Annotated in this window: 14 protein-coding genes; 11 read left to right on the top strand and 3 right to left on the bottom strand. The window is 65.7% G+C overall.

The annotated features are described in order from the left end of the window. Positions 1-7 precede the first annotated feature (7 nt). From KRR38_RS16875 to glsA, 10 genes are all read left to right on the top strand, one after another. Positions 8-562 (top strand): CoxG family protein, encoded by a 555-nt coding sequence (locus KRR38_RS16875; RefSeq protein ID WP_217403740.1) that lies wholly within the window; start codon positions 8-10, stop codon positions 560-562. Then, complete coding sequence (locus tag KRR38_RS16870) at positions 559-987, top strand: nuclear transport factor 2 family protein (RefSeq protein WP_217403738.1); 429 nt, start codon at positions 559-561, stop codon at positions 985-987. Before KRR38_RS16875 ends, KRR38_RS16870 begins: the two co-directional genes overlap by 4 nt. A gap of 26 nt (positions 988-1,013) precedes the next feature. Then, positions 1,014-1,844: a TauD/TfdA family dioxygenase gene (locus KRR38_RS16865; RefSeq protein ID WP_217403736.1), complete on the top strand. Its 831-nt coding sequence runs from the start codon at positions 1,014-1,016 to the stop codon at positions 1,842-1,844. A 133-nt stretch (positions 1,845-1,977) separates the two neighbouring features. Continuing rightward, positions 1,978-3,447: an efflux transporter outer membrane subunit gene (locus KRR38_RS16860; RefSeq protein ID WP_217403734.1), complete on the top strand. Its 1,470-nt coding sequence runs from the start codon at positions 1,978-1,980 to the stop codon at positions 3,445-3,447. A 1-nt stretch (position 3,448) separates the two neighbouring features. Then, the gene (locus KRR38_RS16855; RefSeq protein WP_217403731.1) at positions 3,449-4,861 is read left to right on the top strand and encodes an efflux RND transporter periplasmic adaptor subunit; all 1,413 of its coding nucleotides are present in this window, start codon (positions 3,449-3,451) and stop codon (positions 4,859-4,861) included. Further along, complete coding sequence (locus KRR38_RS16850) at positions 4,833-5,567, top strand: ABC transporter ATP-binding protein (RefSeq protein WP_254515448.1); 735 nt, start codon at positions 4,833-4,835, stop codon at positions 5,565-5,567. The genes KRR38_RS16855 and KRR38_RS16850 overlap by 29 nt, the downstream gene beginning before the upstream one ends. Continuing rightward, on the top strand, positions 5,567-6,775 hold the full coding sequence (locus tag KRR38_RS16845) for an ABC transporter permease (protein ID WP_217403727.1): 1,209 nt from the start codon (positions 5,567-5,569) through the stop codon (positions 6,773-6,775). The genes KRR38_RS16850 and KRR38_RS16845 overlap by 1 nt, the downstream gene beginning before the upstream one ends. A 345-nt stretch (positions 6,776-7,120) precedes the next feature. Further along, the gene (gene mprF / locus KRR38_RS16840; RefSeq protein WP_309141069.1) at positions 7,121-9,685 is read left to right on the top strand and encodes a bifunctional lysylphosphatidylglycerol flippase/synthetase MprF; all 2,565 of its coding nucleotides are present in this window, start codon (positions 7,121-7,123) and stop codon (positions 9,683-9,685) included. Between the two features lie 54 nt (positions 9,686-9,739). Further along, positions 9,740-10,150, top strand: coding sequence for a DUF2147 domain-containing protein (locus tag KRR38_RS16835; RefSeq protein WP_254514848.1), 411 nt, complete (start codon positions 9,740-9,742; stop codon positions 10,148-10,150). A gap of 158 nt (positions 10,151-10,308) precedes the next feature. After that, on the top strand, positions 10,309-11,301 hold the full coding sequence (gene glsA / locus KRR38_RS16830) for a glutaminase A (protein WP_217403723.1): 993 nt from the start codon (positions 10,309-10,311) through the stop codon (positions 11,299-11,301). On the opposite strand, the gene KRR38_RS16825 is transcribed toward glsA, so the two are convergent. After that, the gene (locus tag KRR38_RS16825) at positions 11,298-12,017 is read right to left on the bottom strand and encodes a PP2C family serine/threonine-protein phosphatase (protein ID WP_217403721.1); all 720 of its coding nucleotides are present in this window, start codon (positions 12,015-12,017) and stop codon (positions 11,298-11,300) included. The two genes, glsA and KRR38_RS16825, sit on opposite strands and share 4 nt — an antisense overlap. Before the next feature lie 103 nt (positions 12,018-12,120). Here KRR38_RS16825 and KRR38_RS16820 point away from each other — a divergent pair, with 103 nt between their 5' ends. Beyond that, positions 12,121-14,454: a serine/threonine-protein kinase gene (locus tag KRR38_RS16820; protein ID WP_217403719.1), complete on the top strand. Its 2,334-nt coding sequence runs from the start codon at positions 12,121-12,123 to the stop codon at positions 14,452-14,454. A 4-nt stretch (positions 14,455-14,458) separates the two neighbouring features. Here the strand turns inward: KRR38_RS16820 and KRR38_RS16815 are convergent, their stop codons facing one another. Both KRR38_RS16815 and KRR38_RS16810 read right to left on the bottom strand, forming a co-directional pair. Next, positions 14,459-14,899: an ATP-binding protein gene (locus tag KRR38_RS16815; RefSeq protein ID WP_217403716.1), complete on the bottom strand. Its 441-nt coding sequence runs from the start codon at positions 14,897-14,899 to the stop codon at positions 14,459-14,461. Continuing rightward, positions 14,896-15,234, bottom strand: coding sequence for an STAS domain-containing protein (locus KRR38_RS16810; RefSeq protein ID WP_217403715.1), 339 nt, complete (start codon positions 15,232-15,234; stop codon positions 14,896-14,898). The genes KRR38_RS16815 and KRR38_RS16810 overlap by 4 nt, the downstream gene beginning before the upstream one ends. Positions 15,235-15,252 lie beyond the last annotated feature (18 nt).

Here is a 15,252-nt window from a genome sequence, read left to right as displayed (position 1 = left end):
GCGCGTCATGATCGAAACCGAACAGACCGTCACGATCCGCGAGAGCATCGAGAACGTCTGGGCCTTCGCGCGCGATATCCGCGGCTGGGCCAGCCTCATGCCGGGCATGCAGGAATGCGAGGTCATCGATGACGACAATTCGCGCTGGACGCTGAAGGTCGGCGTCGGTGGGCTGGTCCGCACGGTCAAGGTGCAGGTCCATGTCGACCAATGGGACGGTCCCGAACGCGTGTTCTTCACCTACAAGCTCGAGGGCGATCCGGTGCAGGGCGGGGGATCCTATCTCGCGACCGCGACCGGGCCGCGCGAGACCGAGGTCAAGCTCGTCGTCCAAGTGGTGGGCGGCGGGCCGATGGCACCGATGTGGGAAGCCATGGGCAAGCCGCTGCTACCGACGCTCGCCAAGGGTTTTGCCAGTCAGCTTAGGGACAAGATCGAGGCGGCCGCAGTCGATGTGCCTGTGGCAGCGCCGCAGGCCGCGCCGACGGGCTTCTTCGCCTGGTTGCGATCGATCTGGAACGCGATCTTTGGCAGCAAGCGGACCGATGGAGTGAGAACATGAGCGAAGCGAACAAGCAGATTGCCCTCGATTTCCTCAAGGCAATGGACACGGGCGACGCCCCGCTGATGGACCGTTGCATCGGCCCCAATGCCGAGACTTTCACCAAGGGCTTCGGCCAGGTCTCGGGCTGGCGCAACCGCGAGACCATGCTGGCGACCACGGCAGCCTTCGGCGACGTGATGCCCGGCGGCTTCCGCCTCAAGATCGGCAAGGTCGTGGCCGAAGGCGACACGGTCGTCGTCGAGTTCGAAGGGAACGCCGTGCTGAGCAACGGGGAGCCCTACTGCAACCAGTACGTCTTCATCTTCACCTTCGAGGACGGCAAGATCAGGCAGCTCAACGAATATTTCTGCACCGTGCTCGCGGATTCGAAGATCCTGCCGCTGCTCGCCGCAAAGGGCGACGAACTGGCGCACGGCAACTGATCGATAGGGGCAGCGGAAGGCGTGTCATGACTCTCAAAGTTGAAGTTCTCAAGCCGGCCGTCGGTGCCAAGGTCTATCTCGATCGCGATATGATCGGCGATCCCGAGGTCAGCCAGGAACTGCTTGCGCTGCTCGAAAAACATACGGTGCTGGTCTTCCCGCAGATCAACCTGTCCGACGCCGAGCAGCTCGCTTTGACCGATGCGCTAGGCGAGCGGGTCAACGTGGCCGCCAAGGTCCCGGGCCGTGCCGATGCGGCGCCGGTCTATGAGGTGACCTTGAACGAAGGCGCGGCGATCGAGCGCGAATATGTGCTCGGCACCTTCTTCTGGCACATGGACGGTCTGACGGTAGACGGAGCGCCGCCGAAGGCCTCGGTGCTCAGCGCACGCCAACTGGCGGCGAAGGGCGGCGATACCGAGTTCGCCAGCACCAAAGCCGCCTACGAGGCGCTGCCCAAGGAGGAGAAGGCGGAACTCGAAGGCCTGCGCGTGAAGCATACGGTGACGGCTTCGCTGCGCGAGGTCTGCGGGCCCGACGATATCGACGATACGCGGCGCAAGATGCTGCGCGAGCATCCGCTCGTCTGGACGCGCGGCGACGGCACGAAGGCGTTGATCATCGGCTCTACCGCCGATGAAATCGTCGGATTGAGTCATGCCGAGGGCCGCGCTCTGCTCGCGCGCCTGCTCGACTGGACCGCGCAGCCCGCGTTCACCTATCGCCATCACTGGCAGGAGGGCGATTGCGTGATCTGGGACAACCCGTCCGCACTCCACCGCGTGATCCCCTACGCGCTGGATTCGGGGCGCAGGATGCACCGCACTGGCATCGCTGGGGTCGAAGTAGCGGCCTGAGCACATTTCGCCGGCCGGATGGCGCAGCGGCAACCGCTGCGGGCTTTGTGCGTTAGTGCGCATAGTCCGGCTGTCACACTCGACGACAAATTGCGACTGGACGCGTTCAACTGCGAGAGCCATCCAGATATTCATGAGGCGTGCGACCCCTTTCCTGCTCGCGGCGGCACTTCTTTCGGGGTGCAGCGTCGGCCCAGACTATCATCCGAAAAGCACTGCCGAACTCGGCGTGCCCGATGCCTGGTCGGTCACCGCTCCGCCGACGGCCGAGGATATTACCCGCTGGTGGGACAAGTTCGACGATCCTGTGCTGGGCCAGCTCGTCGGGCAGGCGGCTGCGGCCAATCTCGATCTGGCCCAGGCGGTGGCGCGGCTGCGCCAGGCGCGCGAGGCGCTGGTCGTCAGCCGGTCCGACATCTTCCCGTCCGTCAGTGGTTCGGGCGGCTTTAGTCGCACGGAATCGCTGCGCGGCGGGGGGCAAGTGGTGACGCTGCCCGACGGCACGGTGACCACCACCGGCCGCGGCGGGAGCAGCAACTTCTCGCTGGGGCTCGATGCCAGCTATCAGGTCGACCTTTTCGGCGGCGTCCGGCGCGGCATCGAGGCGAGCCGCGCGCAGTACGAGGCCGCGGGCTTCGACTATGCGACCACGCTGCTGTCGGTCGAGAGCGAGGTCGCGCGCAACTATGTGCTGGCCCGCGCCTATCAGGCGCAGCTCGATAACGCCAAGGCCAGCCTGGCCATACAGGACGACAATCTCGAGATCGCCGGCTTCCGCGTCCAGGCCGGCCTCGTTTCCTCGGTCGATGCCGAGCAGGCGCGGGCGAGCCGGGCGCAGACTGCCGCGGGCATCCCGCAGATCGAGCAGCAGTACAATGCCGCGGTGTCGCGCATCGGCGTGCTCACCGGCCAGGCGCCGGGCGCGCTCAAGGCCATGCTGGCGCCGATGAAGCCGATCCCGAGCGGTCCCACGACCGTCCGTGCCGGCATCCCCGCCAACGTGCTGCGCCAGCGCCCGGACGTGCGTGCGGCCGAACGCAGTCTCGCTGCCGCGACCGCGCAGATCGGCGTCGCCAAGGCGCAATTGTTCCCTGCGCTCAACATCAGCGGCAGCCTGGATACCAGCGCGGGCAATATTGGCGGCCTGTTCGAGACGATCACGGGCGGGCTCTTCGCCGGGCTGACTCAGGCGATCTTCAACGGCGGGCGGCTCAATGCCCAGGTCCGTTCGAGCCGCGCCGCGGCGGACGGCGCCTTTGCCGCCTACAAGTCGACCGTGCTGACTGCGATGGAAGACATCGAGAATGCCGTCGTCGCGCTGAATTCGGCGCAGGAACGCGAGCGCCAGTTCGCCATCGCCTACGACGCGTCGAATAATTCGGCGATCCTGGCGCGCAGCCAGTACCGCACGGGACTGACCGACTTCACCACGCTCAACACGCAGGAATCGGCGCTGATCTCGGCGCGCAACGGGCTCGTGCAGGCGCGCTCGGACAAGGCGACCGCGTTGATTGCGCTCTATGCCGCGCTCGGCGGCGGCTGGGACAGCTCGGTGACGCCAACCGTTGCTACAGTCCCGCCGGCACCGCGAGGAACCAACTGATATGGCAGACGAAAACCTCGACGATTTCCTGGGCGTGAAGCCGAAGCCGGCCTGGCACCGCTATGCCAAGTGGGGCGGTATCGCGCTGGCGGTGCTGATCGTGCTGTTGCTGCTATTCCGCTTCTTCGGCGGATCGAGCGAACCGAAATATTCGACCGTAGCGATCGAGCGGGGCCGGCTAACCACGACCGTTTCTGCCACGGGCAAGCTCGCCCCGACCAACCAGGTTACCGTCGGCTCACAGCTTTCGGGCCTCGTCGTCAAAGTGCTGGTCGACGTGAACGATCACGTCGTCGCGGGGCAGGCGCTTGCGGAGATCGACCCGGAGCAGCTCGACGACCAGATTCGCCAGGGCAAGGCGCAGCTCGCGGCCAACCAGGCGCAGGTCGGGCAGGCGCAGGCCACCGTGGCCGAGGCGCAGGCACAGCTCGCGCGGCTCGAGGAAGTCTCGCGGCTCTCGGGCGGCAAGGTGCCCGCGCGCACCGAGTTGCAGACCGGGCGCGCCGATGCCCAGCGCGCGGTGGCGGCGCTCAAGGTGGCGCAGGCCAATGTCGTCGCCAGCCAGGCGAGCCTCGCGCAGACCCAGACGCAGCGCGCCCGCGCCATCATCCGTTCGCCGGTCGCCGGCGTAGTGCTGGCGCGCCAGGTCGATCCCGGCCAGACCGTCGCCTCCTCGTTCAACACGCCGACGCTGTTCGTCATTGCCGAGGATCTGACGACGATGAAGCTCGAAGTCGCGATCGACGAGGCCGACGTGGGCACGGTCAAGCAGGGCCAGAACGCGACGTTCACGGTCGATGCATTCCCGGGCAAGACCTTCCCGGCGAAGATCACGCGCGTGGAAATCGGCTCGAACCTGACCGCATCGGCGGCGAGTTCCTCTTCGTCGTCGACCACGACGACGTCCACCGCGGGGCAGGTCGTCTCCTATGCGGCCGACCTCTCGGTGGCCAATGCCGACCAGCAGTTGCGCCCGGGCATGACCGCCACGGCCGACATCGTCACGGCCGACAAGCAGAACGTGTTGCTGATCCCCAACGCCGCGCTACGCTTCACGCCGCAGGCTCAGGCCAGCGGAGGCGGCAGTTCCGGCGGCATTACCAGCGCGATCAGCTTCCGCCCGCCGCGCCGCGGTCAGGGCAACACGCGCAGCGTGACGCTTAGCCGCGGCGCATCGCAGACGGTCTATGTCAAGGACGAGGAGGGCAAGCCCAAAGCCGTGCAGATCGTCACCGGCGACAGCGACGGTTCGCAGACCGAGGTCGTCTCGGGCGGGCTCAAACCCGGGATGGAAGTGATCACCGGTCAGCTCGCGGACTCCAGCGACAAGGCGGGCTCGGGCGGCGGTAGTGGCGGGCAGCGGCGGCGGCAGGGCGGTGGCGGCGCTGGCGCAGGAGGCGGCGGCGGTGGCTGAGCCTGAGGAAGCGCTCATCGCCCTGCGCGGCGTGACCAAGGTCTATGGCGAAGGACCGACCGCATTCGAAGCGCTGAAAGGTATCGATCTCGACATCAAGCGCGGCGATTTCGTCGCGGTCATGGGCCCATCGGGTTCGGGCAAGTCGACGACGATGAACATTCTCGGTTGTCTCGACATGCCCAGCGCCGGCAGCTTCCTGTTCAAGGGGCGCCACGTCGAGGCGCTCGACCGCGATCAGCGTGCGCTGCTGCGCCGCAAGTATCTCGGCTTCGTGTTCCAGGGCTTCAACCTGCTGGCGCGGACTTCGGCGCTCGAGAATGTCGAGCTGCCGCTGCTCTATCGTGGCGACGAGAAGCATGCGCGGCGAGAGACGGCGCTGGCCGCGCTCGACAAGGTGGGCCTCAAGGACTGGTGGGATCATACGCCCGCTGAGCTTTCGGGCGGCCAGCAGCAGCGCGTCGCGATAGCCCGCGCCATCGTCACCAATCCCGACGTCCTCCTTGCCGACGAGCCGACCGGTAACCTCGACAGTGAACGTTCGGTCGAGATCATGCAGCTTCTGACCGCGCTCAACCAGGAGTCCGGGATTACCGTGCTGATGGTAACCCACGAGCCAGACATGGCGGCCTTCGCGCGCACGATCGTCCATTTCAGGGATGGCCTGGTCGACCGTATCGAGCAGCACGAGAAGGCTTCCGCCTGATGCTCGGCACGATTTTCCTCCTGGCGCTGCGCTCGATACGGCGACACGTGCTGCGCTCGTTCCTGACCGTGCTCGGTATCGTCATTGGTGTCGGCGCGGTCGTGGCGATGACCACGCTGGGCAAGGCGACCACAGCGGCGGTGCAGCAGCAGATCGCGGCGCTCGGCACCAACGTCCTGCAGATCCGGCCGGGCCAGGGCTTCGGCCGTGGCGGTGGCGGCCCGCGCCCGCCCGATTTCGATCCGAGCGACGTGACGGCGGTGGCGCAGCAGATTGCCGGCGTCACCGCAGTCGCCCCGCAGGCGCAGTCGACCGCGACGGCGATCTACGAAGGTGCCAACTGGTCGACGACGATCAACGGCACCACCTCCGGCTACTTCCAGGTCCAGCCCTGGCCTTTGACTTCGGGCCGCTATTTCACTCCGGCCGAGGAAGCCGCGGGCAAGGCGGTCTGCATCATCGGTTCGACGGTCAAGACCAACCTGTTCCGCGGCGGTCGCGCCGTTGGGCTGCGCTTCCGCATCGGCAATGTCAGCTGCGATGTCATCGGCCTGCTCTCGACCCGCGGCCAAGCCGGCTTCGGCGGCGACCAGGACGATGTCGTCATCATGCCGATCAAGACTGTGCAGCGCCGCTTCACCGGCAGCACCGACGTGCGGCTGATGCTCGTCGGTGTCGACCAGGCCTATTCGACGACCCAGGTCCAGGCCTCGATCACCGATCTGCTGCGCGAACGCCGCCACATCACCGCGGGCCGCGATGACAATTTCAACATCTTCGACACCAAGCAAATCTCCGACACGCTTACCGGGACGACGACACTGCTGACGGCGATCGTCACGGCGGTGGCGGCGATCAGCCTCGTCGTTGGCGGGATCGGCATCATGAACATCATGCTGGTGTCGGTGACCGAGCGCACGCGCGAGATCGGCATCCGCCTTGCCATCGGCGCGGTGGCGAACGAGGTGCTGCTGCAGTTCCTTGTGGAGTCGGTAGTGCTGTCCTGCATCGGCGGCCTGCTTGGCCTGCTGCTTGCCCAGCTGGTCATCGCTGTGGCCACACCGCTGATGCAGGTTCCCTGGACTTTCGACATCCAGATCAACGTCGTCGCTTTCGTGATCTCGGGCCTGATCGGCGTCGTCTTCGGCTATTTCCCGGCGCGGCGTGCCGCCTCGCTCAACCCGATCGATGCCCTGCGGCACGAGTGATGAACCCGAAGAATTACGGATAGTTCACTTCGGCGCCACCACGCGGACAAGGCCAAGCGCCTAGGAATCAGTTTTCTCATTTTAGGGAAAATTGAATTGTACGGGCGAGTGATGGACCTGAAGCGGCGGCGGAACAGGCGCGCCGGGGTTGCGCTGACCGAGACTTCGGTATGAATCCTGGCGCACAATCCGTAGCGGTCGCGGGGCAAGAAGACCGGGGTGGTCACGCTCTGATCGTTCGCCTGCGCACTGCCTGGCCGCGCTATCGCGCGGCTGTGGCGATTGCCGCAGTCATCGTGCTTATCGCGCTGGGGCTGGGGGGCGCTGCATCACCTGACCCGGACCATGAAGTTCTGCGATGTCCGCTCGGCATTGCGGGCGATCGGCGGTGTGCAAATGGCCGCTGCCATCGGGCTCACTGCGATCAGCTATCTCGCGCTGACATTCTACGACGTGCTGGCGCTGCGGATCATCGGCCGGCCATTGCCCTGGCGCACGGCCGCGCTGGCCTCGTTTACCAGCTATACGCTGAGTCATAATCTTGGCCTCGGGCTGATCACCGGCGGGTCGGCGCGCTACCGCGTCTATACCAATGCGGGGCTGTCGGGATCGGACGTCGCGCGGATCGTCGCGCTGGCCGGGGCGGCGTTCTGGATGGGCGTCGTCGTCATGGGCGGCGTTGCCCTGACCACGACGAAAAGCCCGCTGACGATCGGCGTCTGGAGCGTTTCTCCCGACAACCTGCGGCTGATCGGCATGGCCATGCTGCTGGTTCTTGGCATCATCGTGATCCTCGGCAACGAGCGGGTGAAGGAACTGCACCTGCTCGGCTGGCGCCTGCCTCTGCCGAACCGACGGCTGATCCTCGCGCAGATCGCGGTGGCCGCCGTCGATCTCAGCGCGGCTTCCGCGGCGCTGTTCATCCTCGTCCCGAACCTCGACCCGAGCCTGCTGCCGAGCTTCGTCCTGGCCTATTCGCTCGCGCTCGTCGCGACGCTCGTTTCCCATGTGCCCGGCGGCGTCGGGGTGTTCGAGGCCGTGGTGATCGCCGCCCTGCCGAGCAGCGACGCATCGCTGTTCGCCGCGCTGATCGTCTATCGCCTGATCTACTATCTGCTGCCGCTGGCCTGCGCGGTGACTCTGCTGGCCTTGAACGAGGGACGCCGCTGGCGCCGGTCGGCCACGCGCACGCTGGCTGGCGCGCGCAGCGTTGCGGACGCCCTGGTGCCAGTGTTGATGAGCGCGGCCTGCTTCACCGGTGGGGCCGTGCTGGTCCTGTCGGGGTCGCTGCCGGGCATACATCACCGCATCAAGCTGCTGACGCATGTCGTGCCGCTTCCCTTTGTGGAAGCCTCACACGTTGCCGCATCGATTGCCGGCACCGCGCTCCTGCTCCTCGCGCCGGGCCTCTATCGCCGGCTCGACGGAGCCTTCTTGATGACGCGGACGCTGCTGATCGCGGGCGCCGTGTTCTCTATGATCAAGGGCATCGACTATGAAGAAGCGATCATCTGCTTCGCCATTGCAGGGTTGCTGCAACTGACCAGCCCCGCCTTCTACCGCCGCACGGCGCTGACCGGGCAGATGCTTTCGCGGAGCTGGCTGGTCTGCGTCGTGGCAGTGGTCGGCATCTCGCTGTGGATCGGCTTCTTTTCCAACAAGCACGTCACCTATCAGGATTCGCTGTGGTGGCAGTTCACGCTGAAAGGCGATGCCTCGCGGTTCCTCCGCGCCAGCCTCGGCGTCGGGATCGTTCTTGCGGGGGCCGCGGTGTGGCGCCTGCTGGGACCATCGTCGCGCATGTCGCCCGATGTGGGCATCGACGAAGTCGACCTCGAGCGGATCCTCGAAGGCGCGGTGCGGACCGATGCGACGCTGGCCTATACCGGTGACAAGCGCTTCATCTGCTCCGCGTCTGGGAACGCGCTGCTGATGTACCAGGTGCGCGGATCGAGCTGGCTGGTGATGGGCGATCCGGTGGGTCCGCGCGAGGACTGGCGCGAACTGCTCTGGGCGATCCGGGGGCGAGCCCATGCCGCGCAGGGCCGGCTCCTGCTCTATCAGATCAGCGCCGCGGCGCTGGAAATCGCGCTCGAGCTCGGCTTCCAGTTGGTCAAATATGGCGAGGAGGCGCTGGTCGACCTCACCGACTTCACGCTCGACGGCCCGCGCATGCGTGGCCTGCGCCACGCGCAGCGCCGCGCGGCGCGCGAGGGGGCTACGTTTGAAATCATCCCTGCCTCGTCGGTAGAGCGGATTCTGCCGGAACTCGCGGCGATTTCGGATGCCTGGCTGGCCGACAAGAATCAGCAGGAGAAGGGGTTCAGCCTCGGGCGGTTCGATCCCGACTATCTCACCCGGTTCGATTGCGCGGTCGTCCGCCACGAGGGCCGGATCGTCGCCTTCGCCAATGTGCTGGCGACTTTCGGCCGGCAGGAGCTTTCGGTCGACCTGATGCGGCATCTCGATACGATGCCTCCGGGCACGATGGACTTTCTCTTCGCCAGCCTCATGCAATGGGGCAGGGAGAACGGGTACCAGCGCTTTGCGCTCGGCCTGGCGCCGCTGTCGGGCATCGAGGCGCGGCGACTTTCGCCGCGCTGGGCCAAGATCGCCGCGGTCATGTTCAACCACGGGGAGCGGCTCTACGGCTTCAAGGGCCTCCGTAACTACAAGGACAAGTTCGATCCTTACTGGGAGCCGCGCTATATTGCGGGACCGCAGGGCTTGGCGCTGTTGCAGGCTCTGATCGACCTCAACCGCCTGATCTCCAACCCGCCCACCGGAAGCACCAACACCCGCGACCGCAGGGCGCCTCGCGCTGGCGCCGCTCGTCCCCAAGCCGTTGGGGCGATTTCCGGCTTGGAACCCAAGCCATTGCTGGCGGTGCAAAGCGGCGGGGTGATCTGAGATCCGGCAATGTCCGATTCATCCAAGAGAATATAAGGCTTTCCCATGAGAAGAATGGCGCTTTGGGCGGCATTGGCCGCGGCAACGCTGACCCTGGTGTCTGGACCCGGGCAGGCGACACCGGTTTCCTCCGGCGAGGAGATCGGCACCTGGGTAAATCCGTACGGTTCCGTAAAAGTGCAGACCGGCCGATGCGGCGACAAGCTGTGTGGCTGGGTCGTCTGGGCGAACGAGGAGGCAGCGGCAGACGCCGCGGCCGGCGGCGTCCCCCAAATCGTCGGCACGACCCTGCTGCGCGACTATGTCAGCACGCGCCCGGGCAACTGGGTGGGAGAAGTCTTCGTGCCGGACATGGGCCACACCTACTATTCGACGATCTCCCTGCTCGATCCGAACAAGCTCAAGATCAGCGGTTGCGTTCTCGGTGGATTGATCTGCAAGTCGCAGGTCTGGCACCGCGCATGAGGCCCTAAGGCGTTGATGCCGACCGCTCGATCTGCGGCCTGGCTGCGAATGCTCTATTGCGGCGCACAATAAAGTATGATGCCATGCGCTTTCGTCAGAGCGGCAGGGGGTGCCGCATTCTGGCCGCGCCGGTCTCCGGCGCCAGCCAAGAGGTGGGCATGGGGCTAGAAGACGCGGATGCGGGACCCGACAACGAATTCGATCGCGCTCTGCAGCGGGCCTGGGCGATGCACGGCAAGAATTCCAAGGGCGCCGTCGCCGACTACATTCCCGAGCTGAGCAAGGCCAATCCCGACGACTTCGGTCTCGCCATCGCCACGTCGAAGGGCCAACTCTACACCATCGGTGATGCGGAAGTGCCGTTCACCATTCAGTCGGTGTCGAAGGCCTTCGCATTTTGTCTCGCGCTGGAGATCGCCGGCCCGCAGCGCGTATCGAGCCGCGTCGGCGTCGAACCGAGCGGCGATCCGTTCAATGCGATCGTCTTCGATCCCAGCACGAACCGGCCGTTCAACCCGATGGTGAACGCCGGCGCTATCGCCGTCGCCGGCATTCTCTGCGACTATCTGGGCAAGGATGCCTTCGAGTTCCTGCTCAATCGTTTCTCAGTCGCCGCGGGGCGCGAGCTCTCGGTCGACGAGGCGGTCTACCGCTCCGAGAACGAGACCGGCCATCGCAACCGTGCCATCGCGCATCTCCTGCTGGCGAACGGTGCCCTGTCGGGATCGTCGCCCGACAAGGCGCTCGATCTCTATTTCCGGCAATGCTCGATCAGCGTGACCGCGGTCGATCTCGCCCGCATGGGCGCGACTTTCGCCAACATGGGACAGAGCCCGCTCGACAAGCGCCTGGCCTTCGAGCTGACTTCGGTGCGCCGCACGCTGTCGGTGATGTTTACCTGCGGCATGTACGACTATGCCGGTCACTGGGCCTACGACGTCGGCATTCCCGCCAAGAGCGGCGTCGGCGGCGGCATAGTCGGGGTGATCAACCGGCAACTGGGGATTGGCAGCTATTCGCCGCGGCTCGACGCCAAGGGTAATTCGGTCCGCGGTGTTGCCAGCTTCGAAACGCTGGCCGAAGAATTCGGACTGCACGCCTTCGACTGCACCAACGTCGGTTCCTCCTTCATCTCCTCTCTGATCCGCTAGCCTTTCCGGAAGCGGACGATGATCAGCGAGACGTTGTCGGGCGCGCCCCGGTCGAGCGCCAGGTCCATCAGGCTGTCGGCTGCCGTGTCGAGGCCTGGCGAGGCCAGCTGAAGCGCGATCTCTTCGGGCCGGACCAGCCTTGTCAGCCCGTCGCTGGCCAACAGGAACGTGTCGCCGCCATTGAGCGGTCCGCCGACGGTATCGACCTGAAGCCGTTCCGCCGCGCCCACCGCGCGGGTCACGACGTTGGAGTTGGGATGCGTCTCGGCCTCGCCCGGCTCGATCATGCCCGCATCGACGAGATCCTGGACGAGGCTGTGGTCGCGCGTGAGCTGGTCGATCGAGGGACCGCGCAGCCGATAGGCGCGGCTGTCCCCGGCCCAGAAGCAGCGGAATTGCTCGCCGTCGGCCACGAGCCCGACCACGGTCGTGCCAATCGTCCGCTGCCTGATCGATGCGCGGCCCATGTCGTGCAGCGAGAGGTTCACGTTCTCTAGCGCGGTGATCACACTGTCGATCCGATGCTCGATGGAGCCCGCCGCGGCGAAATTGCTGAGTGCTTCCACCACCATTGTGCTGGCGACTTCGCCGGCCTCATGTCCGCCCATGCCGTCTGCGACGGCCCAGAGCCCTTGTTCGCCGCAGTCGAGCACTGCATCCTCGTTAAGCTTGCGCCGATGCCCCACATGTGTCCGGGTCGCGCAATCGAATACCATGCGGATGTCCTTGCGTATTCTGCCGCAGCGAGACTAGCAAAGGTGTGCGGATCATGCGACTGATTGTTGCGTCGCAAAATCGCGTGGTGGGACGACGATCAATATGGCGTACAGCAACAAGGCTCTTCCGCCCGGAACAGTTCTTCGGGAATGGCGCCTCGAAGAAGTCCTGGGTGTCGGTGGCTTTGGCATTGTCTACAAAGGCCGCGGCATCTATTTCGACGAGCTCGTGGCGATCAAGGAGTATTTCCCGAGCGCCATCAGCGATCGCAAGGACGGCGATACTGTCGTCCCGATCGATTCCGCCGCCGAGGAAGTCCACGCGCTCGGTCTCAAGAAATTCGTTGAGGAGGCCAAGCTCCTCTGGAACCTGTCGACGCCCTCGCGTCACCCCAACATCGTCAGCGTCCGCAGTCTGTTCGAAATCCACGGCACGGCCTACATGGTCATGGATTTCGAGGACGGCATGTCGCTATCCAAGATCCTCAAGCAGGGCCAGCGCTTCAACGAAGCCAGCCTGCTGGCGCTGCTCCGGCCGATTGCCGAGGGTCTGGAACGGGCGCACCGCGTCGGCGTCCTGCACCGTGATATCAAGCCGCCGAACATCCTGGTAAACGAAGACGGTCGGCCTGTCCTGATCGATTTCGGCTCGGCCCGCTTCGAAGCGGCGGATGCGACCAGCACCAAGGTCACCTTCCACACGCCGCCTTACGCTGCGATCGAGCAGTATGTGAAGACCTATGCCCAAGGCCCATGGACCGACATCTATGCCCTCGGCGTGGTGCTCTACGAATGCATCACCGGGCAGAAACCGCCCGAAGTGCTGGAGCGGATGCACGGCGGGCTGGGTAGCCCGCTCGCGGATGGCGACTGGCCAGGATACAGCCGCGCGTTCCTGAAAGCGATCGATGCAGCGATGATCGTCCGGCCCGAAGAACGGCCGCAGTCGATTTCGGAATGGCTGGCCCTACTCTCGCCGGAAGCTGGCGCTGCGGGGGCCCGTGCCTCGGATGGCGAGGATGACGATACCACGCGGTTCGTGACCTACGATACGCTTACCCGCCGGATTCTCCCGGTCGCGCCGCCACCGCCGGGGTTCGAGCGGGTCGACGACATCGAAGTGCCGGTTCCCGACAGCGTCAGCAAGGCCGAGTTCCAGCAGGTCGGCGAAGATGCCGATGCGGCCAGGCAGTCGGAACTGGTCCCGGCCGGCGAGGAAGCTGTGCTCGACGATGGGCTGTCGTCCGCTGCGCTCGTCGAACCTCCGGCCAAGCCTGCGCCGGTGTCGCCGATTGCCACCAACGGGAGTCCAGCCGATCCGCCGCCGCCCGGCAAGCCGGTTCAGTCTGCTGCCGCGATGCCTTCGGCGCCTTCGCCGGCGGCCAAGCCGGTCAAGACATCCGGCGGGGGCAAGCTGCCGCTCGTACTCGGTGGCGTGGCGGTCCTGGCCGCGGGACTGGGCGGTGGCTGGTACCTGCTGAACGGCAAGTCGCAAACGGCGGCGAGCGACGCCGTGAGTCCGATCGCCGGCGCTCCGCAGCCCGGTGCCACTGCTTCCGCGGTGCCGATCAACCTTTCCGACAGCACGGGCTTTGCGCAGACGCTGCAGGCGCTCGCGGACGAGGCGCGCAAGTCTGGTGCACCGGCCGACGCGGTGAACGCGCTGGCGGCGACCGCGGCGCAAGCGGGCCAGACTGGCCAGGCCGACATTCCCGGTCTGGCCAAGAGCGCCAGCACGAGCTTCGCGCAGGCTTTGCTCAGCGATGCCGAACGCCGCGCACAGCGGATCGCGCGGCAGCTGCCCTGGGCCGATCCGCGGCGGCCAAATGCCGCGCGTTCGGAAAGCGCCGAGCGGCGCGGCGTCCACGCAAGGTTGCTGCAGTCCAGCGGAGCGCTTTCGGCTGCCGCACAGTCGGCGAGTACTGCCGCGGATCCAAGTCAGGCGATGGCTTCGGCACAGGCGGCGCTCTCCAGCTGGCGCAGCTTCGTCTCGGCGCAGGCGAGGGCCGCGGCAACTTCACCTTCGATTGTGGTCGACCAGACAGGCTTGAGCTCGGGCGAAGTTGCTGCCCCCGCGAGTACGCCCGCCGCCCCGGTAGCATTGCCATCGAGCGCGAACCAAGCCGTCTCCGGCAGCAAGGCGCAGCAGTTGGCCGGCATCGTTTCCTCTAGTCGCGAGATCGCGCAGAAGGTCATCAAGATGGGCCGGTCTGCCCGGTCAAACCCCCGTGGTTCTGACGACGAGAAGGCCAATTATCGTACGCTGCAGCAGAACATGCAGAGCGCCCAAGGCTATCTGACTTATCTCAACACGCTGACCAATTCGATGCGCGGCGCGAAGACCGATCACGATGCCGACCGTCTGATCGCCCAAGGCGAGCAGACGAAGCGCTATCTGCAGCTCATGGAGTCGCGGTCCTCGGCAGCGTCGCGGTGAGGACCTAGCCGGTAATCAGCGCGACGATCCGGTTGCGCGTTTCGCGGCGTTCGTAGCGGACCGACTGCGACAGGCGGCGGATCAGGGGGATGCCCTGACCACCGAGCATGGCATCCTCGATGGCAGTGAACGAGGGCGGTTCGGGCATGCTCAGCGGATTGAATGCGGGGCCGTCGTCCTCGACCGCCAGCAGCACCGCGGAGCCCGTCCGTTCGGCCTCGATTGCCAGGTTGTTCGCGTCCTTGGCATGACGCACGACATTGCTGACCAGTTCTTCCAACACCACTTCGACGCGGTTGATCAGCCGCGCTTCGAGAGCGAAGGGTTCGAGATAGGACAGGAGCGCAAGCCGGCCGGTTTCGAGCGACTCCATGGCCACCGGCAGGTCGAGGAAGAAGACTTCTTCTCGGGGTGACCGGTTGGGATTCACGCTCCCGTCGTTCAAGCGTTGATTGCGGCCATGGCGTCTGCTTCGCTGCCCAGGACAGGGATCACCTCGGACAGTGCCGTCGTCTCGATGATGTCGAGCACGGCGGGCGTTGCGCCGTACATCACGAATTTGGCGCCACGGCGCGTCAGCACGCGCGCCGCGCTCAGCAGCATGCGGATGCCCAGCGAAGCGATGAAAGTGACCTGGGTCAGGTCGATCATCGTGTTCTGGCCCTGGGGTACTATGCCGGCGATGAACGAGGTTTCGACCTGATTGACGTTCGCCGTGTCGAGCCGCCCATTGAGCTCGACTTTGGTCACGCCGGAAACATCGGTAATCAAAACATCCATGACGGGTCCCCGCAGAGC

The sequence above is a fragment of the Novosphingobium sp. G106 genome (assembly GCF_019075875.1).
Classification (GTDB): domain Bacteria; phylum Pseudomonadota; class Alphaproteobacteria; order Sphingomonadales; family Sphingomonadaceae; genus Novosphingobium.
This window is presented reverse-complemented; position numbering and strand designations above follow the sequence as displayed.

Excerpts from the sequence above, each read along its gene's own strand:
- KRR38_RS16875 (WP_217403740.1), top strand. The coding sequence starts at position 8 with ATGATCGAAACCGAACAGACCGTCACGATCCGCGAGAGCATCGAGAAC.
- KRR38_RS16870 (WP_217403738.1), top strand. The coding sequence starts at position 559 with ATGAGCGAAGCGAACAAGCAGATTGCCCTCGATTTCCTCAAGGCAATG.
- KRR38_RS16865 (WP_217403736.1), top strand. The coding sequence starts at position 1,014 with ATGACTCTCAAAGTTGAAGTTCTCAAGCCGGCCGTCGGTGCCAAGGTC.
- KRR38_RS16860 (WP_217403734.1), top strand. The coding sequence starts at position 1,978 with ATGAGGCGTGCGACCCCTTTCCTGCTCGCGGCGGCACTTCTTTCGGGG.
- KRR38_RS16855 (WP_217403731.1), top strand. The coding sequence starts at position 3,449 with ATGGCAGACGAAAACCTCGACGATTTCCTGGGCGTGAAGCCGAAGCCG.
- KRR38_RS16845 (WP_217403727.1), top strand. The coding sequence starts at position 5,567 with ATGCTCGGCACGATTTTCCTCCTGGCGCTGCGCTCGATACGGCGACAC.
- mprF (WP_309141069.1), top strand. The coding sequence starts at position 7,121 with ATGAAGTTCTGCGATGTCCGCTCGGCATTGCGGGCGATCGGCGGTGTG.
- KRR38_RS16835 (WP_254514848.1), top strand. The coding sequence starts at position 9,740 with ATGGCGCTTTGGGCGGCATTGGCCGCGGCAACGCTGACCCTGGTGTCT.
- glsA (WP_217403723.1), top strand. The coding sequence starts at position 10,309 with ATGGGGCTAGAAGACGCGGATGCGGGACCCGACAACGAATTCGATCGC.
- KRR38_RS16825 (WP_217403721.1), bottom strand. The coding sequence starts at position 12,017 with ATGGTATTCGATTGCGCGACCCGGACACATGTGGGGCATCGGCGCAAG.
- KRR38_RS16820 (WP_217403719.1), top strand. The coding sequence starts at position 12,121 with ATGGCGTACAGCAACAAGGCTCTTCCGCCCGGAACAGTTCTTCGGGAA.
- KRR38_RS16810 (WP_217403715.1), bottom strand. The coding sequence starts at position 15,234 with ATGGATGTTTTGATTACCGATGTTTCCGGCGTGACCAAAGTCGAGCTC.